Below are 21,795 nucleotides of genomic sequence, written 5' to 3' on the forward strand. Positions count from 1 at the left end.
CTCGACAACGAATGGGGGTGCAAGGTGGCGCAACTGTGGATGTTTTTCCTGGCCCTGGCGGTGGTCTACCTGCTGCCCGGGCCCGACATGATCCTGCTGTTGCAGACCGGCGCCCGCCAGGGCAAGGCCCAGGCATTGGCCACGGCCCTGGGCCTGGCCATCTCCCGGGGCTGCCATGTGGCCCTGGCGGCCCTGGGGTTGGCAGCGCTGTTCAAGGCCGCGCCCTGGACCTTCGACGTGGTGCGCCTGGCCGGTGCGGCCTACCTGCTGTGGATCGGGATCCAGTGCCTGAGGAGCAACCTGCTGCCCGCGCTGGACGGCAGCGGCGCGGCGGCCACGCCCTTGCGCTGGCGCCAGGCGATCCAGCGCGGAGTGCTGACCAACCTGCTGAACCCCAAGGCCCTGCTGTTCTGCTCGGTGCTGTTGCCGCAGTTCGTCGATCCCCAGGCCGGGGCGGTGGCGCCACAGTTCATTACCCTGGGCGTGTTGCTGGTGGGCGTCGGTGGGCTGTTCGACTGCTGCTACGCCCTGGCCGGCGCCGGGCTGGGTCGCTGGATGCAACGCAGCCCTTCGGCGCAACGCCTGCAGCAATGGCTGTTCGGCAGCCTGCTGATCGGCTTCGCCCTGCGCCTGACCTTCGTCCAGCAAGCCTGATTTGGCCATAGGGCATCAGGCAAGCCGTACGACCCGATCTGGCGGCTATGCCTTCCGGCGGCGGATCAGGTAGGCGCCGCCCAGCAGCAGGAGCGCCGCGCCACCGGCGCTGGCCAGCTTGTGCTGCCCGAGGCTGGAGCGGGTGGCGTCGATCCACTGGGTCACATAGCGCTTGTTGGCGCTGCCGAAGTCCGGCTCCTGGCAGTTCATGCCGAAGTTGCCGGCCCACTCCACGAACGGCCCATGCTCTACGTAGCGCTTGTAGTAGTCGATCTCCAGGTCCGAGCCCCGTGTCCAGCGCGCAGCCTTGCACAGCACCGCAGCGAAGGCCTGGCTGGTGTGCGGCAGGTAATCCGCCGCGCGGTTGCCCAGTTCCCCGGCCACGTAGCGATAGTGATAGCGCACATCAGGATCGGCGGTACTGGCCTGCTGGCGCTGTACTTCGTCGGCGCTGAGGAAAGGCCCGGCCTGCACCGGTGGGATCTCCAGGTTATAGCTGCCCCAGAGGCTGTGGTAATCCGGCCCCATCTCGTAGCCAAGGATCTCCATGCCCGAGGTCCGCGCCAACTGACCGGCCTGGTAGTAGGCCTCGGCACGGCGGGTAGGCAGCCAGGCCGACTCGGCCCGCTCGCGATACTCGCCGTAGGCCTTGGCGATGGCCTGGCGCTCGGGACTGTCGAAATAGCCCCAGCCTTCCTGGTAACGGCCTTCGCGCAGCAGGCGCCGTCCCAGCAGCTCGCGTAGCTGCGCGGCGATCGGCAAGTGCTCGTAGTAGTCGTCCGCCTTCTTGGGCGTCGGTGGCGGCGCCGGGACCTGGGCGTCGACGAAACGCTTGAGTTCATCCACGGTCAACACCCGCTCCGCCACGGTCGCCGCGTCGTGCCAGTAGATCTCGCCACTGCGGTAGAGCAGCTCGAACGCCTGTACGTAGTCGCCACGCTCCAGGGCCAGCACGGCGCTTTCGCCTTCTACCCGGCAGCCCGGCTTGAGGTCTTCGTAGTTGCCATCGTAGTCGCCGCGAAAGCCCCAGTTCTCGTCCCGGGGAAAGGCCGCGGAGGCCTTGGCGTAGGCGGCCGCGGCGGCCACCTTGTCGCCGTCGCGCACGGCCATCTTGGCCCTCAGCCACCAGGCCAGGCCGCCATCGCCGGCGTGCTCGAGCAAGAGCTTGGTGGTGGCGAAATCGCCATTCTGGTAATTCAGCGCCGCCAGCCGGTCGGCATTGTCGAAACTGCCGGCGGTGCCCTGGCTCAAGAGCTTGATCAGGTTGCGCTCGGAGTCCGGCTTTTCGCCAAAGGACCAGCCCTGGTGGGACACCAGCGAAGCGGTGAGCAGGCGCGCCACCGCAGGCTTCTTGAGTTGCTCCAGCAACTGCTCGTCCGGCAGGCTGCCCAGCTCGTTCACCACTTGTTTCAGGGAGCTGTAGCCAACCTCCGAGCCCTGCAGGCTCTGGCTGGCATACAGGTCGATGGCCTGGCTCCAGTCACCCTGGTCCTTGAGGATCCGGGCCTCTTCTCCGAGGCTGGCGATGCCCAGTTCCAGCGGGTCGCTGAAGCCGTCGACGCTCAGCTGGCGCGCCTGGATGAATGCCTGGCGCGCCGCCTGCAAGGTCTCGCGCCGGCCCTGCTCGTCCAGTTCGTTGGCTTCTGCATGGATGGACCTCAAGGCCCGGCCCAGGGAATAGGCGGCCCAGGTACTGCGCAATGCGCGCTGTTGAGTCGGCAGCTCCAGCACCTTGCGGAAATACTCCGCGGCCAGTTGGCTGTCCCCGGCATTGAAAGCCACCGCACCGGCGGTATAGAGGCGGATCTCGGCCGGCAAGCTGGCGCCCTGCTGCTCGGCGGCGCGGCCGTCGTCGAGCTTGCGCAACTGGCCGACCAGGGTCCGCTGCGCCTCGTCCAACCCCTGTTGTTCCGCCCAGTTACGCTGCTGCACCTCGTAGCTCTCGGGCAGGCTGTAGTCGGAGTTGAAGGCGTCCTTGGCCACCGGCTTGAGCCCGGCAACGGCCTGGCCCAGGCGGCTGATCTCGAACTTGAAGCTGCCTTCGGGCAGTTCCGCCAGGGTTTGCGGACGGTCCGCAAGCAGGCGCATGGGGAAAGTCGGCCCGCACGCCAGGGCCGGAGCCAGGGGCAGGAACAGACTCAGGCACAACAGGTGGCGAGATCTAGGGACGAACATGCACAGCTCCTTGGTCAATTTTCGTACAGCGGGCCCAACCCACGGCCCGGGTGCCACCTGCCGCCAGGCGGCCGGTCTGCTGGCGGGTCAGTAGCAGCTGGCCGTCGTGCAACTGGGCGGTATAGCCACCCAGGCCATCGAATCCGTCGCATTGGGCAACGGCCAGGGACAGTTGTTCAGGCAGGAGACGATCGAGGTTGCCCGAGTTGCTCAAGCGAATGTCGAACAAGCCATCCTGCTCAGTCAGGCCGATGTCCAGCCGGCTGGCCAATACCTCGCCCCGGGCCACCGCCTTCAGGGTATCCAGGCTCCAGGCCCGGACATCACCCTTGAGCGGCAGGCGAAACCAGATCAAGCCGGCCAGGTGCGCCGGAGGATCGTTGCGCAGGGTCTTGGCCAGCAGGCTCAGTTGTTCGGGGTCGGCCATCAGTTCGCGACGTTCGCCGCGCTGGGCGATGGGCGCCTCGCTCTCCACCAGCGGCGCGCCCTCGCCGCCTGCCAGCAGGGCCACTCCATAGGCGGGTAGAGCCAGGTAGAAGGGTTTGTCGGTGACCTGCGCCCAGCGTCGGGCCCATTGCTCGGCTTGCCCGGGGTCGAACAGGCCCTTGCGCGGGTCGCTCACCGCATGCACCTGGAGCACGCTGCCATCGACCTGGGCCAGCAGCCTCGGCAATTCAGAGCTGCCAAGCCAGGCCGGAAGCGCGGTGATGCTCAGGGCCAGGGAAGCCGGTAACCGGGCCCGCAAGCGCGCCAGCAACGCGGCATAACCCGGCAGCCGCGCGGTGGCGGCATCGTGATCGATCTCCAGGCCGGCCAGGACCAGGCCCTGCCCTTGCCAATCGGCCAGCAGTTGCTGCACCTGGGCGAGGATTTCGTCCTGGTCCAGCGCTGGCAATTGCCCATCGAGGCGAACCACCGCGATCAGCCGTCGGCCATCCTGGCGCAACATATCGGCATCGATCCGCGCCCGACTCCAGCCAGCCTGTGGAAAAGCCTGCAAGGCCAGCACCCGGACTGTGGAAAAGTCTGCCCGGGACCCTGCCAGGGCCGCAGCGTGGGCCGGGGTCCACTGGCGTTGCCAGATGTACAGCTGTTGATCCAGCGCGGGCGCCTGCTCCTGGCGGCAGGCGCTGAGCGACAGCCCGCAAAGGAGCACGGCGCAGAGACGGAGCAGAACCCGGGGGAGCATGGATCGTTGATTCCCTTTAACGCTGAAAACCCTGGAACATCACCGGGTCGATAGGCCCGGCAACCGCTACCCGCAGCCTGCGGCAGCGGCGAGAAAATTCGCGTCAGCCTACGCAGGGGGCGGGTTGGCGGCAATCGTTGGGGAGGATTTTTTCTTCGCTCTACAGATCCAGCACCAGGGGGGAAGATGAGTTATCCACAGCAGCGGGAACCGCGCAGCAGATCAGCACCTGCCCGGCTTCCGGCAACTGCGCCGGGGGCTGTGGATAATTGACCTGGCCACTGAGCAGGCGGGTCTGGCAGGTGCCGCAAGAACCACCCCGGCAACTGAATTCCGGGTGCAGGCCGGCGCGCTCCGCCAGTTGCAGCAGGCTGCCGCCAGCGGGTTGCCAGTGATGTACCAGGCCAGAACGCTCAAAGCGCACCGGCACCGTGCTCGTGGCCGCCGCCGGCTGCTGCAACGGCACGGCCTGGGCATCGGGCCGCCGACGCAGGGTCGAGGGACCGAAGGTCTCGGCATGGATCTGCCGATCGTCGATATCCAGGTCCCGCAACTGGTCGTACAACGCCTGGGTGAAGGCGCCAGGACCACACAGCACGAAATCCACAGCGTCGTAGTCATCCAGTTGCAGATGCTCCAGCACCAGCCGGGTGTCGATCCGCCCCTGCCGATCGAAGGTCACGCCCGGCTGTGCCGTCGCCTCGGGCTGGCTAAGCAGGCGCAGTACCTGCAGCGCCTCCCCGGCTTGCTCACCGAGGGTTCGCAGCTCCCCGGCAAAGGGCTGTTCGGCAAGAGTACGCGAGCCCAGGAACAACCAGGTGGGGCGCATGCGCCGGGTACGCAGGCCTTGGTAGACCACCTCGCGTAGCATCGACAGCAAGGGCGTGATACCCACCCCGGCCGCCAGCAGTACCAGTGGTCGCAGCCCGTGGGGGTCGATGCTGAACTGGCCCTGGGGCGCCCTGGCGTGCAGCAGGTCGCCCACTTCGACCTCATCGTGCAGGTAGCTGGACACCCGCCCCTCGCGCTTGACGCTGATACGCAGGAATCCATCGGACGGGGCGCTGGACAGGCTGTAGGTGCGGATCAGCGGCTGCGGGTCGAGCCCGATCCGCAACGGCAGGTGCTGGCCGGGCAGGAAAGACGGCAAGCCCGCGCCGTCCGCCGGTTCCAGGTAGAACGAACAGATGCTGTGGCTTTCATCCTCGATCCGCACCACCCGCAGCGGCCGCCATTGCTTGCCCAGGGCCTGGGCCCGCAGGCGCGCCTCGGCCTCGAGCCAGGAGCCGGTCAGCAGGCTGTTGGGGGACACCCCGCGCAACGGCCCACGCAGGGACAAGGCCGCCGGGCGCCGCACCATGCGCTCCACCTGGACCCGCCACAGCCGCTCGGCCCCCTGGAAGGCACTGACCAGTGGACCGTCGAGGATGATCTGGGTGGAGCCGGTGAGTTGCAGCAGCTCGCCGCTGTGGAAATCGATGAACAACAGGCCGGCCCGAGGGTTGAGCAGCAGGTTGCCCAGGGTGTTGAAATGCAGGTTGCCGGCGAAATCCGGGATGGTCAGGCAATCGCCCTCGACCCGGACGAAACCGGCCTGGCCGCCACGGTGGGATACATCCACCGAACGCTGGCCCTCCAAATCCACGTAGCTGGCGACGAAGAAGGTGTCGGCGGCAGCGATCAATGCCCGCGCCGCATCGTCCAGGCCCCGGTGATGCTGGGCCGGGCGGCTGGCGGGGTCGTCCAAGGGCACCTGTTGCAGCTCGCGCAGCTGGATGTACTGCGGGCAGTTGCCGAAGGACTGCTGCACCCTCACCTCGAACCCCTGGGCGTCGAGGTTGGCAATCTGCCCGTTGAGGCGGTTACGCCGCCGGGTATGCAACTCGATCCCCAACAGGCCCAGCGCTGCTCCCTCGTGCAACTGCAACGGGTCATCGCTGGCCGGCAGGCTGTCCAGGCGCAGCCGGGTATCCTGCGGGGCCCGGGCAAAACCGGGCGGCCCTTCGAGAATGCTCGCCCAGGGGCTGCCATCGGCATCCACCGCGCCCACCAGGATGAATGGCAGCTGTTGATAGAACTGCCGATGCTGGTCGGGCATGGCCTGGCGGATGACCTTGGCCCCGAAGGCTTCCATGCGCTCGGCCACCCCGGCCTGGGCCTGCAGCTGCCGTTCACCGGCGTGCCAGGGCGACTGGGTGCTCATGCAAACCTCCCTCGGGGCGCCTCAGGCGCTTTTCAGGCCCGCCGCCGTGGATGGCATGGCGACGAAACCCGGCAGGGCTTCGATGCGTTCCAGCCAGGCACGCACATGGGGGTAGTCGGCCAGCGACACGTTGCCCTCCGGCGCGTGGGCGATGTAACTGTAGCCGGCGACATCGGCGATGGTCGCCTGCTGGCCGACCAGGAACGGCCTGCCGGCCAGTTCCTGGTCCATGACCTTGAGCAGGACATGGGCGCGGGCGATGACTTCCTCGGGGTTGAAGGTTGCGCCGAATACGGTGATCAAGCGTGCCGCCGCCGGCCCGAAGGCGATCGGCCCCGCGGCCACCGACAACCAGCGCTGCACCTGCGCCGCTCCCACTGGATCGGTGGGCAGCCAGCGGCCATCGCCATAGCGCTGCGCCAGGTACACCAGGATTGCGTTGGAATCGGCGATCACCACGCCCTGGTCGTCGATGACCGGCACCTGGCCAAAGGCGTTGAGGGCCAGGAACTCGGGCTGCTTGTGGGCACCCTTGGCCAGGTCGACGAAAATCGTTTCGACCGGCAACTCCAACAGGGACAGCATCAGCTCGACGCGGTGGGCATGGCCGGAGCGGGGAAAGTTGTAGAACTTGATGGCGGGCTGGGGCATGGACGACTCCACAGGCAGGTGCACGGTCGAAGCACCGCGCTGGAGGGGCTATCTTCCTGCCAGGGCAAAAACAACAGAATCACCAGAAATCACAAACCATCATTTCATCGGGTGAAACAATCTTGCTCAAGGATTGAGCGATGGATGCTCACGCAGGGCCTGTACCGCGAAATCGACGAAGCTGCGCACCCGCGCCGGCGCCTTGCGCCCACCCTGGTACACCACATGGATGGGCAAGGGAGGCTGCTCGAAGGCCTCGAGGACGATTTCCAGCTGCCCTGCCGCGACCTTGTCGGCCACTTGATAGGACAGCACCCGGGTCAGGCCCAGCCCCAGGCTGGCGGCGGTGATGGCGGCCTGGCTGGCGCTCACCAGCAAGCGAGGCTCGGGGCGAATGCTCAAGGCGCGACCGGCGACGTTGAACTGCCAGTTGCGCGCCTGGCCAATGGAAGACGGAGCGATCACCGGCGCCTGGCGCAAGTCTTCGGGGTGCTGCGGTCGGCCATGGTTGGCCAGGAATGCCGCAGAGGCGCAGATCACCCGGCGTACCTCACCGACGCGGATGCTGTGCTGGCCGCTGTCCGGCAGCTCGCCGATGCGCACTGCCACGTCGATGCCCTCGTCCACCATGTTGGCCATCCGATCCACCAACAAGGCGTTGACGCTGACCTGTGGATAACGTTGCAGGTAGCGCACCAGCAGCGGGGTGACGAAGAGTTCGCCGAACAGCACCGGCGCAGTCAGGCTCAGTTGGCCCCGGGGCTGGGCATGGATGCCGGCAGCCGAAGCCTCGGCATCCTGGACCTCGGCGAGAATGCGTCGGCAATCCTCCAGGTAGCGTTGCCCGGCTTCGCTCAGGTGCACGTTGCGCGTGGTACGCACCAGCAACTGGGTGCCGATGCGTTGCTCCAGGGCCGCCACGGCCCGGGTGACGCTGGCCGCCGACAGGTTCAGACGCCGCGCCGCGGCAGCGAACCCCTGCTCCTGGGCGACACAGACGAACACCTGCATTTCCTGAAATCTGTCCATGGCCTATCTCGAATGACGGCGCCCAGCCGACAGGCGCCACGAGCCAGCAGCATAATCCACCGCCATGGCGTCAGGGGGCGCACCAGGTCTGCACATCGTGCCGATGGAATCCCGGGCACCGGTTGTTTTTGGCGATCAGCCTATACGGCTGGTCTTCAGCGTAGGAAAAGTAGAAGTAGTACTGCCGATCCTCCCCGTACAACCAATAGGAAGAAGAGCCCTGGTTGATCAGGGTCGGTTCAAAGGTCCAGATCGAGGACTCCGCCGGAATGAAGTTGTCCCGATCCATCAGCAGCAACAGGCCATTGGACAACACCGGCGTCAGCGTCCCCAGCCCCAGGACAACCAGGATCAGCACGATTATCCATCCATGAATCAGGCGAAGCTTCATTGGTTTTCCATCCGCTGGATAAAGATATCGACCTGGGAGCAGGCCAGGGCGCCACAGCTGTGAAGCTGCCTAGTTTTTCGAAAACCCGGCGCAAGCCGATCCTGCGCCACTCAAGCAGGTCTTTTGGCAGGGCTCGGCCAGGATTATCCACAGTCCAGGTAGCGACGTGAATCCATGGGGTTCAGTGAAAAAGCCCTGGGAAGAGGTAAAGGCGCATGAATAAAAAAGGGAGCCTGGACAGGCTCCCTGTTGGTTGCAGCAGTTGCCGTTATCTACAGCCGGGTGATACCCAACTGTGGATAACTCACTCCACCGTCACCGATTTGGCCAGGTTGCGTGGCTGGTCGACGTCGGTGCCCTTGAGCACGGCTACGTAGTAGGACAGCAGCTGCAATGGGATGGTGTAGAGGATTGGCGAGAGAATGTCGTGGATGTGCGGCATGTGGATAACATGGGTGCCTTCGCCATTGGTCATGCCCGACTTCTCGTCGGCGAACACGATCAGCTCGCCACCACGGGCGCGGACTTCCTGCAGGTTGGACTTGAGCTTCTCCAGCAGTTCGTTGTTCGGCGCTACGGTGACCACCGGCATGTCGTTATCCACAAGGGCCAGTGGGCCGTGCTTGAGTTCACCGGCCGGGTAGGCTTCGGCGTGGATATAGGAAATCTCCTTGAGCTTCAAAGAGCCTTCCATCGCTACCGGGTACTGGGCGCCACGACCGAGGAACAGGGTGTGGTGCTTGTCGGCGAACAGCTCGGCGGTCTTCTCCACCACGCTGTCCATGGCCAGGGCTTCGCCGAGGCGGACCGGCAAGCGCCGCAGCTCTTCCACCAGTTCGGCTTCGACACCGGCGGCCAGGGTGCCACGTACCTGGCCCAGGGACAGGGTCAGCAGCAGCAGGCTCACCAGTTGGGTGGTGAAGGCCTTGGTGGAGGCCACGCCGATTTCGCGACCGGCCTGGGTCAGCAGGGTCAGGTCCGATTCACGCACCAGGGAGCTGATGCCGACGTTGCAGATCGCCAGGCTGGCGAGGAATCCCAGCTCCTTGGCGTTGCGCAGGGCGGCCAGGGTATCGGCAGTCTCGCCGGACTGGGAAATGGTAACGAACAGGGTGTCGGGCTGCACCACCACCTTGCGGTAGCGGAACTCGCTGGCGACTTCCACCTGGCAGGGGATGCCGGCCAGTTCTTCCAGCCAGTAACGGGCGACCATGCCGGCGTGGTAGCTGGTGCCACAGGCGACGATCTGTACATTGCGCACCTTGGCGAACAACTCGGCGGCCTGTGGACCGAAGGCCTGGACCAGTACCTGGTTGGCGCTCAGGCGGCCTTCCAGGGTGCGTTGCACCACCGATGGCTGCTCGTGGATTTCCTTGAGCATGTAGTGGCGGTATTCGCCCTTGTCCGCCGCTTCGGCACCATCGCGGTACTGCACCGCCTCGCGCTCCACGGCCTTGCCATCGATGTCCCAGATCTGCACGCTGTCCCGGCGGATCTCGGCGATATCGCCTTCTTCCAGGTACATGAAACGGTCGGTGACCTGGCGCAGGGCCAGTTGGTCGGATGCCAGGAAGTTCTCCCCCAGGCCCAGGCCGATCACCAGCGGGCTGCCGCTACGGGCCGCCACCAGGCGATCCGGCTGGCTGGCGCTGATCACGGCAAGACCGTAGGCACCGTGCAGTTCCTTGACGGTAGCCTTGAGGGCCACGGTCAGGTCGCCCAGGTCCTTGAGCTTGTGGTTCAGCAGGTGGGCGATGACTTCGGTATCGGTGTCCGAGGTGAACTCGTAGCCCTGGGCCTTGAGTTGTTCACGCAGGGCTTCGTGGTTCTCGATGATGCCGTTGTGCACTACCGCCAGATCGCCGGAGAAATGCGGGTGGGCATTGCGCTCGCAAGGCGCGCCGTGGGTGGCCCAACGGGTGTGGGCGATGCCCAGGCGGCCCACCAGCGGCTCGCCGGCCAGGGCTTGTTCCAGCTCGGCGACCTTGCCCGGACGGCGCATGCGCTCGAGCTTGCCGGTATTGGTGAAAACCGCCACGCCGGCGCTGTCGTAGCCGCGGTATTCGAGGCGCTTGAGGCCTTCCAGCAAAATGGCGGTGATATTGCGTTCAGCAACGGCGCCAACAATTCCACACATGGTATTTCTCCTAGCTGACAGCCGCGCAAATCAGAGTTATGCCGCGGGCCTGGATCTGGTCGCGGACCTCGAGAGGCAGGCGATCATCGGTAATGAGGGTATGGACGCTGCTCCACGGCAGCTCCAGGTTGGGAATCTTGCGGCCGATCTTGTCGGATTCGACCATCACTACGACTTCGCGGGCCACCTCGGCCATCACTCGGCTCAGGCCCAGCAATTCGTTGAAGGTGGTGGTACCACGGGCCAGGTCGATGCCATCGGCGCCGATGAACAGTTGGTCAAAGTCGTAAGAGCGCAGAACCTGCTCGGCCACCTGGCCCTGGAAGGACTCGGAGTGCGGGTCCCAGGTGCCGCCGGTCATCAACAGCACCGGCTCGTGTTCCAGTTCGTTCAGGGCATTGGCCACGTTCAACGAGTTGGTCATGACCACGAGGCCTGGCTGCTGGCCCAACTGCGGGATCATCGCCGCGGTGGTGCTGCCGCTGTCGATGATGATCCGCGCATGTTCACGAATGCGCTGCACCGCCGCCCTGGCAATGGCTTGCTTGTGGCGGGACACTGGCTGGCCGAGGTCGCTGACCAGTTCCTGGGGCATGGTGATCGCCCCGCCATAACGGCGCAGCAACAGGCCATTGCTTTCCAGGGCCGCCAGGTCCTTACGAATCGTAACTTCAGAAGTTTCGAAACGCTTGGCCAACTCATCCACACTCACCTCGCCTTGTTCATTGAGCAAGGCCAGGATGTTGTGACGACGCTGGGGAGTGTTGCGTTTCGAGATGAGCATTTAAGTTTCGATTCGAAAGATAACGTCGGCAATAAAAACCCATGATCGAAACTTCGTCAAGCACGAGAGCATAAAAAACCGGCCCTTGCTGTTCGAGTGCAGGGGCCGGTTGATACTGCATGGGTCATCCGTGCTTGTGGATAACCTCAGTCCTTGTTGATTTTCTGCGGTCGCTTCCAGCCATCGATGTTCTTCTGCCGCGCACGGCCCACGGCCAACTGCGCTGACGAGACATCCTGGGTGATGGTGGAACCGGCGGCGGTAGTGGCCCCGGAAGAGATATCCACAGGCGCCACCAGGGAGTTGTTGGAGCCGATGAACACGTCTTCGCCCATCACCGTCTTGTGCTTGTTCACCCCATCGTAGTTGCAGGTGATGGTGCCGGCACCGATGTTGGTGCGCGCACCGATCACCGCATCGCCCAGGTAGCTCAGGTGACCGGCCTTGGCCTCCTGGCCCAGGTGGGCGTTCTTCAACTCGACGAAGTTACCCACATGGGCGCGAGCCTCCAGCACACTGCCGGGCCGCAGGCGGGCGAACGGGCCGGCATCGCTGCCCTCGCCCATCACCGCGCCGTCGATATGGCTGTTGGCCTTGATCACCACGCCCTTGCGCAGGGTGCTGTCCTTGATCACGCAGTTGGGGCCGATCACCACGTCGTCTTCGATGACCACCCGGCCCTCGAGGATCACGTTGATATCGATCAGCACGTCGCGCCCGACCGTCACCTCGCCACGCACATCGAAGCGCGCCGGATCGCGCAGGGTCACGCCCTCGGCCATCAGGCGGCGGGCGGCGCGCAGCTGGTAGTGGCGCTCCAGTTCCGAGAGTTGCTTGCGATCGTTGGCGCCCTGCACTTCCATGGCGTCCAGGGGCTGCTCGGTAGCAACCTCCAGGCCATCGCTGACCGCCATGGCGATCACGTCGGTCAGGTAGTACTCACCCTGGGCGTTGTTGTTCGAAAGACGGCTGGTCCAATCGCCGAGGCGCTTGCCCGGCACGGCGAGAATGCCGGTATTGCCTTCGGTGATGGCGCGCTGGGCTTGGTTGGCGTCCTTCTGCTCGACGATGGCGGCGACCTTGCCATTGGCGTCACGCACGATACGCCCGTAGCCGGTAGGGTCGTCCAGCTCGACGGTGAGCAGGCCCAGTTGCTCGGGGCCGGCCTGCTTGAGCAGGCGCTGCAGGGTCTGGACCTCGATCAGCGGCACGTCGCCGTAGAGGATCAGCACGGTATCGGCCTGGATGAAAGGCACGGCCTGGGCCACTGCATGACCGGTGCCGAGTTGCTTGTCCTGCAACACGAAATTCAGGTCGTCGGCGGCCAGGCGCTCGCGCACTGCATCCGCGCCGTGGCCGATCACCACGTGGATGCGCTGTGGATCGAGCTGGCGAGCGCTGTGGATAACATGCCCGAGCATGGAGTTGCCAGCGACCGGATGAAGGACCTTGGGCAGTGCCGAGCGCATACGAGTGCCCTGGCCTGCTGCGAGGATAACGATTTCGAGAGACATGACTGGCTACCAATCCTGGGTGGTCCGCGAGTGTGACCTAGAGGGGAGAATGCGGAAAATAAAAAGGGTAGCCGAGGCTACCCTTTTTAATCAATCACACAGAAAGCCTGCGGCTTAGCCGCCGAACTTCTTGCGGATCTGCTGGACGGTACGCAGCTGGGCTGCGGCCTCGGCCAGACGTGCGGCGGCAGATCCGTAGTCGAAATCTGCGCCTTTTTCATTCAGGGCCTTCTCAGCAGCCTTGACGGCTTCCTGAGCGGAGGCTTCGTCCAGGTCGGCAGCGCGTTGCACGGTGTCGGCAAGAACCTTGACCATGTTCGGCTGAACCTCGAGGAAACCACCGGAGATGTAGAACACCTCGGCTTCCCCGCCCTGCTTGATCAAGCGGATCGGACCTGGCTTCAGGTTGGTGATCAGCGGTGCGTGACCCAGAGCGATACCAAGATCACCCAGTTCACCGTGCGCAACCACCATCTCCACCAGACCGGAGAAGATTTCCCCTTCCGCGCTGACGATATCGCAATGGACTGTCATAGCCATCTGCTTGCCTCAACCTAAATTAGCGCCCGTTGCCGGGCGCCGGGATTACAGTTTCTTGGCTTTCTCGATCGCTTCGTCGATGCCGCCGACCATGTAGAACGCTTGTTCTGGCAGGTGGTCGTAGTCACCGTTGAGGATGCCTTTGAAGCCAGCGATGGTGTCTTTCAGGGAAACGTATTTACCTGGAGAACCAGTGAAGACTTCAGCCACGAAGAACGGCTGCGACAAGAAGCGCTGGATCTTACGAGCGCGGGATACCAACTGCTTGTCGGCTTCCGACAGCTCGTCCATACCCAGGATCGCGATGATGTCCTTCAGCTCTTTGTAACGCTGCAGTACGTACTGAACGCCGCGAGCGGTCTCGTAGTGCTCGTTGCCGATCACGTTCGGGTCCAGCTGGCGGGAAGTCGAGTCCAGTGGGTCTACCGCTGGGTAGATACCCAGGGAAGCGATGTCACGGGACAGAACGACGGTGGCGTCCAAGTGGGCGAAGGTGGTCGCTGGCGACGGGTCGGTCAGGTCGTCCGCAGGTACGTATACCGCTTGGATCGAGGTGATCGAACCTTGCTTGGTCGAAGTGATGCGCTCTTGCAGCACGCCCATCTCTTCAGCCAGGGTCGGCTGGTAACCTACTGCCGAAGGCATACGGCCCAGCAGTGCGGATACTTCGGTACCGGCCAGGGTGTAACGATAGATGTTGTCGACGAACAGCAGAACGTCGTTACCTTCGTCACGGAACTTCTCGGCCATGGTCAGGCCGGTCAGCGCTACGCGCAGACGGTTTCCTGGTGGCTCGTTCATCTGACCGTAGACCAGGGCAACCTTGTCCAGAACGTTGGAGTCCTTCATCTCGTGGTAGAAGTCGTTACCCTCACGAGTACGCTCACCCACACCGGCGAACACGGAATAACCGCTGTGCTCGATGGCGATGTTACGGATCAGTTCCATCATGTTTACGGTCTTGCCCACACCGGCACCACCGAACAGACCTACTTTACCGCCCTTGGCGAACGGGCAAACCAGGTCGATTACCTTGATCCCGGTTTCCAGCAGGTCGTTGCCGCCTGCCTGTTCTGCGAAGGAAGGAGCGGCGCGGTGGATACCCCAGCGCTCTTCTTCGCCGATCGGGCCGGCTTCGTCGATTGGGTTGCCCAGTACGTCCATGATCCGGCCCAGGGTCGCTTTACCGACCGGTACGGAGATGGCTGCGCCAGTGTTGTTGACGTCCAGACCGCGCTTCAAGCCTTCGGTGGAGCCCATCGCAATGGTACGAACCACGCCGTCGCCCAGCTGCTGCTGAACTTCCAGAGTGGTTTCGGCGCCTTGAACCTTCAAGGCGTCGTAGATGCTCGGTACGCTGTCGCGTGGAAATTCCACGTCGATAACGGCGCCGATGATTTGAACGATACGTCCGCTACTCATAGCTGGATCCTCTGAATATTTGAACCGTTAAACCGCGGCAGCGCCGCCGACGATTTCCGAGATCTCTTGGGTGATCGCAGCCTGACGCGCCTTGTTGTAGATCAGCTGCAAATCGCTGATCAAATCACCGGCGTTGTCGGTGGCGTTCTTCATTGCAATCATCCGCGCGGCTTGTTCAGCTGCGTTGTTCTCGACCACCGCCTGGTAGACCTGCGACTCCACGTAACGGACCATCAAGCCGTCCAGCAGCTCCTTGGCATCCGGTTCGTAGAGATAGTCCCAGTGGTGCTTGAGTTCTTGATCCGGGGTTGCCTCCAGTGGAATCAACTGCTCCACGGTCGGCTGCTGGGTCATGGTGTTGACGAACTTGTTGGATACCACGGACAGGCGGTCAATCCGGCCTTCCAGGTAAGCATCCAGCATCACCTTGACACTGCCGATCAGGTCATTGATCGACGGCTCTTCACCCAGGTGGCTGATAGCTGCAACGACGTTACCGCCGAAGTTGCGGAAGAAGGCCGCACCCTTGCTACCGACCACGCACAGATCGATCTCGACGCCTTGTTCGCGGTTTACCGCCATGTCCTTGACCAGGGCCTTGAACAGGTTGGTGTTCAAGCCACCACACAGACCACGGTCACTGCTCACCACGATGTAACCGACGCGCTTGATGGCGCGGTCGATCATGAACGGGTGACGATATTCCGGGTTGGCGTTGGCCAGATGACCAATAACCTGGCGGATGCGCTCCGCATAAGGACGGCTAGCTGCCATGCGCATTTGTGCCTTGCGCATTTTGCTGACCGCCACTTTTTCCATGGCGCTGGTAATTTTTTGCGTGCTTTTGATGCTCGCAATCTTACTGCGAATCTCTTTTGCGCCTGCCATGTAACACCTATCAGGTTAGCAAGCGGGAGCCTTGCGGCTCCCGCTGCGGCTTACCAGGTTTGGGTGGCCTTGAACTTCTCGATACCGGCTTTGAGGCCAGCGTCGATTTCGTCATTGAAGTCACCCTTCACGTTGATCTTCGCCATCAGGTCGGCGTGATCGCGGTTGAAGTAAGCAATCAGCGCTTGTTCGAAGCTACCGATCTTGGCGATTTCGACGTCAGTCAGGAACCCACGCTCAGCGGCATACAGCGACAGCGACATGTCAGCGATGGACATTGGCGCGTATTGCTTCTGCTTCATCAGCTCGGTAACGCGCTGACCGTGTTCAAGTTGCTTACGGGTCGCCTCGTCCAGGTCAGAAGCGAACTGGGCGAATGCCGCCAGTTCACGGTACTGAGCCAGGGCGGTACGGATACCACCGGACAGCTTCTTGATGATCTTGGTCTGAGCGGCACCACCTACACGGGATACCGAAACACCGGCGTTAACTGCAGGACGGATGCCCGAGTTGAACATGGCCGATTCCAGGAAGATCTGACCGTCGGTGATGGAGATCACGTTGGTCGGAACGAACGCGGAAACGTCGCCAGCCTGGGTTTCGATGATCGGCAGGGCGGTCAGGGAACCGGTCTTGCCAGTCACTGCGCCATTGGTGAACTTCTCTACGTACTCTTCCGAAACGCGGGAAGCGCGCTCCAGCAGACGGGAGTGGAGATAGAACACGTCACCTGGATAGGCTTCACGGCCTGGTGGACGGCGCAGCAGCAGGGAGATCTGGCGATAAGCCACGGCCTGCTTGGACAGATCGTCATAAACGATCAGCGCGTCTTCACCGCGGTCGCGGAAGTATTCACCCATGGTGCAACCGGAGTACGGAGCCAGGAACTGCAGGGCAGCCGATTCCGAAGCACTGGCGGCCACGATGATGGTGTTGGCCAGGGCGCCGTTTTCTTCCAGCTTGCGAACCACGTTGGCGATGGTCGATTGCTTCTGACCGATCGCTACGTAGACGCAGAAAATGCCGCTGTCTTTCTGGTTGATGATCGCGTCGATCGCCAGAGCGGTCTTACCGATCTGACGGTCACCGATGATCAGCTCACGCTGGCCACGGCCGACTGGGATCATGGCATCGACAGCCTTGTAGCCAGTCTGTACAGGCTGGTCTACCGACTTACGCCAGATCACGCCTGGAGCAACTTTCTCGACCGCGTCGGTCTCGGTGTTGTTCAGCGGACCTTTACCGTCGACTGGGTTACCCAGTGCGTCGACTACGCGACCCAGCAGTTCCTTACCAACTGGAACTTCGAGGATGCGGCCGGTGCACTTGGCGCTCATGCCTTCAGCCAGAGTGGTGTATGCGCCCAGTACTACGGCACCTACAGAGTCTTGCTCGAGGTTGAGGGCCATACCGTAGACGCCGCCCGGAAACTCGATCATCTCGCCGTACATTACGTCGGCCAGACCGTGAATCCGCACGATGCCGTCAGAAACGCTGACGACAGTGCCTTCGTTACGGGCTTGGGAGGTCACATCGAGCTTTTCGATGCGGCCCTTGATAATTTCACTTATTTCGGAAGGATTGAGTTGCTGCATTGCTCTGCTGCCCCTTCAAACTCAAGATTTCAATGCTTCGGCAAGGTTCGCGAGTTTGCCGCGAATCGAGCCATCGATAACCAGGTCGCCGGCGCGGATCACGACGCCACCAATCAGGCTGGCATCCTCCGCAGCGTGCAGGCGCACTTCCCGGCCGAGCCGTGCACTGAGAACCTTGGCGAGTTTGTCTTGCTGTTCTTGGTTCAATGCGAAAGCACTGGTCACATCCACGTCCACCGACTTCTCTTGCTCGGCCTTGTACAGGTCGAACAGAGCGGAGATCTCCGGCAACAGCAGGAGACGGTCGTTCTCGGCGGCAACTTGAATGAAATTCTGTGCCTGTGCATCAAACTTGTCGCCACACACTTCGATAAAAGTGTTGGCCTTTTCTGCGCTCGTCAGTCGCGGGGCCTTAAGCACGCGCTGCATGGTGTCATCTTGTGACACCGCTGCAGCCAGGCCGAGCATGGCTGACCAAGAGGCCAGCTGCTGGTGGGCCTGAGCGTGCTCGAAGGCCGCCTTAGCGTAAGGTCGGGCCAACGTGGTCAGTTCTGCCATGATCGCCCTCGCTTAAATTTCAGCAGCCAGTTTGTTAACCAGGTCTGCGTGCGCGTTTTGATCGATTGTGGCGCCCAGGATCTTCTCTGCACCATTGACTGCCAGGCTACCCAGTTGGGCGCGCAGCGCGTCTTTGACGCTGTTCAGTTCCTGTTCGATCTCGGCCTGAGCCTGAGCCTTCACACGTTCAGCTTCGACACGGGCCTGTTCACGGGCTTCGTCGACGATCTGAGAACCGCGCTTCTTGGCTTGCTCGATGATTTCAGCTGCCTGAGCTTTGGCTTCGCGCAGTTGCTGACCCACTTTATCTTGGGCCAGTTCCAGGTCACGAGCTGCTCGGCTGGCAGCGTCCAATCCATCCGCGATCTTCTTTTGACGTTCGTGCAGAGCTGCAATGACCGGAGGCCAAATGAACTTCATGCAGAACAGTACAAAAATTAAGAACGCAACGGACTGGCCAATCAGGGTTGCATTAATGTTCACGCCAACACCTCGCTCGTTCGTTGTCCGTCACACCAATCAACTCGAATACTCGAGTGATTAGCCAGCGAGTTGACCAACGAAGGGGTTCGCGAAGGTGAAGAACAGAGCGATACCAACACCGATCATGGTTACGGCGTCGAGCAGACCGGCAACGATGAACATCTTAACTTGCAGCATTGGAACCATTTCTGGCTGACGCGCAGCGCCTTCCAGGAACTTGCCGCCCAGCAGGCCGAAACCAATTGCGGTACCCAGTGCGCCCAGGCCGATCAACAGTGCAACAGCGATAGCGGTTAGACCAACTACAGTTTCCATCTTTCCTCCCGACTTTTACGTCGTATGGTTTAGGTTTTTTAGATTAAAGCGGTAAAACAAATCGTTTCATCGTGCCCGAGATGGGCCCCTCCCGCCGCAACGAGAGGGACATCAGACTAGTCGAGACTGGTCTTAATGATTCTCTTCGTGAGCCATCGACAGGTAGACGATGGTCAGCATCATGAAGATGAACGCCTGCAGGGTGATGATCAGGATGTGGAACACAGCCCACGCCCATTGCAGAACCACACCCATGCCGCTGAGCCACAGCAGGCCGCTGCCGAACATCACGGCAATCAGGATGAACACCAGCTCGCCGGCGTACATGTTGCCGAACAGACGCAGTGCCAGGGAGATTGGCTTGGCCACCAGGGTCACGAACTCCAGCAGGAAGTTCACTGGAATCAGCAGGGCCTGGACCAGGATGTTCTTGCTACCGAACGGATGCAGGGTCAGTTCGCCGATGAAGCCGCCGATGCCCTTGACCTTGATGCTGTAGAAGATGATCAACGCGAATACCGACAGGGCCATGCCCAGGGTAGCGTTCGGGTCAGTGGTGGAAACGGCACGGAATGGAATGTGCGGGTCGCCAGAAATCAGCATCGCCAGTTGCGGGATCCAGTCCACAGGAACCAGGTCAATGGCGTTCATCAGGAACACCCAGACGAAGATGGTCAGAGCCAGCGGTGCGATGACCGGGCTGCGACCGTGGAAGCTGTCCTTCACGCTGCCATCGACGAAGCCGACCATCACTTCGACGAAGTTCTGCAAAGCGCCCGGCACACCGGAAGTCGCCTTCTTGGCCGCCATGCGGAACAGAAGAATGAAGATCACACCCAGTGCGACAGACCAGCCGAGGGTATCGACGTGGAATGCCCAGAAGCCCATTTCCTTGGCTTCTGCTGCGGAGTGGGCAAAGCCCCAGCTCCCATTGGGTAGCTGACCGAAGGTCAGGTTCTGCAAGTGGTGCTGGATATAGCCCGAAGCGGTTGTTTCTGCTGACATGGTTGCCTCAAACGCCCTAAGGTCTCGAAAGTCTTGTTCTCATTAGCAGGGGAGCGAACCAGCTGACCAGCTGGGTCAGCACGAAGACGCCGAATACTGCCAACGGCGCCAAAGGCTTCACACCTGCAAACGTCAGCGCGAACAGCACTGCCGTCAAAATCAATTTGCCCGCCTCGCCGGCATAAAAAGACCGGACGATGGCTTGGGCCGCTCGGGCGCCGGAAAACCGAAATGCCCTGTGAGCGAAATACACATTGGGTAGCAAGGCTATCAGTCCTCCGCAAAGGCCTGAATATCCGGCTACGACTCCACGCCATTGCCAAAGCGCCAGAGCGGCTATCAGTAAAATGACCAACTGAGCCAGTAGAACCGGGAAAACCGCCAAGCGATGGAACGGCAGGCGGTTTGGCGTGCGGGTTTCCATCACTCTTGCTCCTCAAGGGTCGGCTGCCAGAATTCTGTAACTTGGCATAATTTGTGCCGACAAAATGCGCGCAGAGTATAGGGGCGGTTCAGCCCCTATTCAACTGCCGGGTAGTGATTTCCGACTGCGCGCTACACAAGGAAATGTTTCAACGGATGTGAGCGAGGACGCCTTGCAGTTCATCCAGGGAGTTGTAGCCGATCACCAGTTGCCCCTTGCCCTTCTTGCCGTGGCGAATCTGCACCGCAGAGCCTAGGCGCTCGGCCAAACGCTGCTCCAGGCGAGCGATATCCGGATCGGGCTTGACCGGTTCAGCAGGCTCTTGCTTGCCGCTGAGCCACTGGCGAACCAAGGCCTCGGTCTGACGCACCGTCAGGCCTCGTGCGACAACGTGTCGCGCCCCTTCAACCTGTTGATTTTCCGGCAATCCGAGCAATGCGCGGGCATGTCCCATTTCCAGGTCGCCATGGGACAACATGGTCTTGATCACCTCGGGCAGGGAGATCAGGCGCAGCAGGTTGGCCACGCTGACGCGGGACTTGCCCACAGCTTCGGCAACTTGTTGCTGGGTCAGCTGGAACTCCTGCTGCAGGCGCTGCAGGGCCAGTGCTTCCTCGATGGGATTGAGATCTTCGCGCTGGATGTTCTCGATCAGCGCCAGGGCAATGGCGGTTTCATCGGGCACATCGCGGACCATCGCCGGAATGGTTTCCTGGCCAGCCTGCTGGCTGGCGCGCCAACGGCGTTCACCGGCGATGATTTCAAACCGACCGGCGCCGATGGGACGCACCACGATGGGCTGCATCACACCCTGGGTCCTGATCGAATTCGCCAGTTCCTCCAGGGCTTGTGGGTCCATGTCCCGACGAGGCTGGTACTTGCCACGCTGGATCAGGTCCAGCGGCAGGTGTTGCAGTTCACGCTGGTCGATCTGCGCGGCTTGTTCTTCCAGGGCGCTGACAGTCGGACCACTCAACAGTGCATCCAGTCCACGTCCGAGACCACGTTTCTTGACGGCCATGGGGATTCCTTAAGTTGGCTGGGCGGCTGCGATGCGCGCTTGTTTACGTTGCCGGCGAACCATCTCGCCGGCCAGGGCCAGGTAGGCCAGTGCGCCGCGGGATTGTTTGTCGTACGCCAATGCCGGCATGCCGTAGCTCGGAGCTTCGGCCAGGCGGATGTTGCGCGGGATCACGGTGTCGTAAAGCTGGTCGCCGAAGTGTTCCTTGAGCTGTGCGGAAACATCGTTCATCAGGCTCAGGCGCGGGTCGAACATGGTACGCAGCAAGCCTTCGATCTTCAGCTCGGGATTGAGCAGTTCGCCGATGCGCTTGATGTTATCCACAAGGTCGCTCAAGCCTTCCAGAGCGTAGTACTCGCACTGCATGGGGATGATGACGCCATCGGCAGCCACCAGGGCATTGAGGGTCAGCATCGACAGCGACGGCGGGCAATCGATCAGGATGTAGTCATAGTTCTCGCGGATCGGGGCCAGGGCACTGCGCAGCCGGCTTTCCTTCATCTGCATTTCCAGCAGCACCACTTCCGCCGCGGTCAGGTCGCGGTTGGCCGGCAACAGCTGGTAGCCGCCGTGTTCGGAGAAGTGCATGGCCTGGGTCAGGTCGCACTCGCCGATCAGCAAGTCGTAGACCGAGTTTTCCAGGCCATGTTTATCCACACCGCTCCCCATGGTGGCGTTGCCCTGTGGATCAAGGTCGATCAGCAGCACCCGGCGCTTGGTCGCTACCAGGGATGCCGCGAGGTTGATGCAGGTGGTGGTCTTGCCCACACCACCTTTCTGGTTCGCTATCGCGAATACCTTAGCCATTCTTGCTTGT

Annotated in this window: 21 protein-coding genes; 1 reads left to right on the plus strand and 20 read right to left on the minus strand. The window is 62.3% G+C overall.

What is annotated here, in order from left to right; all coding sequences use genetic code 11:
- The first annotated feature begins 24 nt into the window (after positions 1-24).
- Positions 25-654, plus strand: a complete 630-nt coding sequence (locus tag C4K40_RS31330; protein WP_031320755.1) for a LysE family translocator — start codon at positions 25-27, stop codon at positions 652-654.
- Between the two features lie 45 nt (positions 655-699).
- Here C4K40_RS31330 and C4K40_RS31335 read toward each other — a convergent pair whose 3' ends face one another.
- From C4K40_RS31335 to C4K40_RS31430, 20 genes are all read right to left on the minus strand, one after another.
- On the minus strand, positions 700-2,829 hold the full coding sequence (locus tag C4K40_RS31335; protein WP_053137758.1) for a hypothetical protein: 2,130 nt from the start codon (positions 2,827-2,829) through the stop codon (positions 700-702).
- Positions 2,816-4,018 (minus strand): DUF3142 domain-containing protein, encoded by a 1,203-nt coding sequence (locus C4K40_RS31340; protein WP_031320759.1) that lies wholly within the window; start codon positions 4,016-4,018, stop codon positions 2,816-2,818. The genes C4K40_RS31335 and C4K40_RS31340 overlap by 14 nt, the downstream gene beginning before the upstream one ends.
- A gap of 160 nt (positions 4,019-4,178) precedes the next feature.
- Complete coding sequence (locus tag C4K40_RS31345) at positions 4,179-6,221, minus strand: pyridoxamine 5'-phosphate oxidase family protein (RefSeq protein ID WP_053137761.1); 2,043 nt, start codon at positions 6,219-6,221, stop codon at positions 4,179-4,181.
- Between the two features lie 21 nt (positions 6,222-6,242).
- A complete protein-coding gene (locus C4K40_RS31350; RefSeq protein ID WP_053137764.1) occupies positions 6,243-6,872 on the minus strand; it encodes a glutathione S-transferase family protein in 630 nt (209 codons plus the stop codon).
- Positions 6,873-6,998: 126 nt separating this feature from the next.
- On the minus strand, positions 6,999-7,901 hold the full coding sequence (locus tag C4K40_RS31355; RefSeq protein ID WP_053137766.1) for a LysR family transcriptional regulator: 903 nt from the start codon (positions 7,899-7,901) through the stop codon (positions 6,999-7,001).
- 70 nt (positions 7,902-7,971) lie between these two features.
- Positions 7,972-8,292, minus strand: coding sequence for a hypothetical protein (locus C4K40_RS31360; RefSeq protein WP_022641983.1), 321 nt, complete (start codon positions 8,290-8,292; stop codon positions 7,972-7,974).
- Positions 8,293-8,596: 304 nt separating this feature from the next.
- Entirely contained in the window at positions 8,597-10,429 is a 1,833-nt protein-coding gene (glmS, locus tag C4K40_RS31365; protein ID WP_053137769.1) for a glutamine--fructose-6-phosphate transaminase (isomerizing), read from the minus strand.
- A 10-nt stretch (positions 10,430-10,439) separates the two neighbouring features.
- Positions 10,440-11,213 (minus strand): DeoR/GlpR family DNA-binding transcription regulator, encoded by a 774-nt coding sequence (locus C4K40_RS31370; RefSeq protein WP_022641984.1) that lies wholly within the window; start codon positions 11,211-11,213, stop codon positions 10,440-10,442.
- 146 nt (positions 11,214-11,359) lie between these two features.
- A complete protein-coding gene (gene glmU / locus C4K40_RS31375) occupies positions 11,360-12,727 on the minus strand; it encodes a bifunctional UDP-N-acetylglucosamine diphosphorylase/glucosamine-1-phosphate N-acetyltransferase GlmU (RefSeq protein ID WP_053137774.1) in 1,368 nt (455 codons plus the stop codon).
- Between the two features lie 114 nt (positions 12,728-12,841).
- The gene (locus tag C4K40_RS31380; RefSeq protein ID WP_011064380.1) at positions 12,842-13,267 is read right to left on the minus strand and encodes a F0F1 ATP synthase subunit epsilon; all 426 of its coding nucleotides are present in this window, start codon (positions 13,265-13,267) and stop codon (positions 12,842-12,844) included.
- 45 nt (positions 13,268-13,312) lie between these two features.
- Positions 13,313-14,689 carry a F0F1 ATP synthase subunit beta gene (atpD, locus tag C4K40_RS31385; RefSeq protein ID WP_047290153.1) on the minus strand — a complete coding sequence of 459 codons (1,377 nt, stop codon included), beginning with the start codon at positions 14,687-14,689 and terminating at the stop codon, positions 13,313-13,315.
- Between the two features lie 27 nt (positions 14,690-14,716).
- Entirely contained in the window at positions 14,717-15,577 is an 861-nt protein-coding gene (gene atpG / locus C4K40_RS31390) for a F0F1 ATP synthase subunit gamma (RefSeq protein WP_031320767.1), read from the minus strand.
- A gap of 50 nt (positions 15,578-15,627) precedes the next feature.
- Entirely contained in the window at positions 15,628-17,172 is a 1,545-nt protein-coding gene (gene atpA, locus C4K40_RS31395; protein ID WP_053137777.1) for a F0F1 ATP synthase subunit alpha, read from the minus strand.
- Positions 17,173-17,193: 21 nt separating this feature from the next.
- On the minus strand, positions 17,194-17,730 hold the full coding sequence (locus tag C4K40_RS31400; RefSeq protein WP_053137780.1) for a F0F1 ATP synthase subunit delta: 537 nt from the start codon (positions 17,728-17,730) through the stop codon (positions 17,194-17,196).
- Between the two features lie 12 nt (positions 17,731-17,742).
- Positions 17,743-18,213 carry a F0F1 ATP synthase subunit B gene (locus C4K40_RS31405; protein ID WP_053137783.1) on the minus strand — a complete coding sequence of 157 codons (471 nt, stop codon included), beginning with the start codon at positions 18,211-18,213 and terminating at the stop codon, positions 17,743-17,745.
- Positions 18,214-18,270: 57 nt separating this feature from the next.
- Entirely contained in the window at positions 18,271-18,528 is a 258-nt protein-coding gene (gene atpE / locus C4K40_RS31410; protein ID WP_002555987.1) for a F0F1 ATP synthase subunit C, read from the minus strand.
- Positions 18,529-18,660: 132 nt separating this feature from the next.
- Positions 18,661-19,533: a F0F1 ATP synthase subunit A gene (gene atpB / locus C4K40_RS31415; protein WP_053137789.1), complete on the minus strand. Its 873-nt coding sequence runs from the start codon at positions 19,531-19,533 to the stop codon at positions 18,661-18,663.
- Positions 19,534-19,549: 16 nt separating this feature from the next.
- A complete protein-coding gene (locus C4K40_RS31420) occupies positions 19,550-19,957 on the minus strand; it encodes a F0F1 ATP synthase subunit I (protein WP_016964883.1) in 408 nt (135 codons plus the stop codon).
- Positions 19,958-20,105: 148 nt separating this feature from the next.
- A complete protein-coding gene (locus tag C4K40_RS31425; protein WP_022641991.1) occupies positions 20,106-20,978 on the minus strand; it encodes a ParB/RepB/Spo0J family partition protein in 873 nt (290 codons plus the stop codon).
- A gap of 9 nt (positions 20,979-20,987) precedes the next feature.
- Positions 20,988-21,785 carry a ParA family protein gene (locus tag C4K40_RS31430; RefSeq protein WP_053137791.1) on the minus strand — a complete coding sequence of 266 codons (798 nt, stop codon included), beginning with the start codon at positions 21,783-21,785 and terminating at the stop codon, positions 20,988-20,990.
- Positions 21,786-21,795 lie beyond the last annotated feature (10 nt).

The organism is Pseudomonas sp. CMR5c (assembly GCF_003850545.1).
Classification (GTDB): Bacteria; Pseudomonadota; Gammaproteobacteria; order Pseudomonadales; family Pseudomonadaceae; genus Aquipseudomonas; species Aquipseudomonas piscis.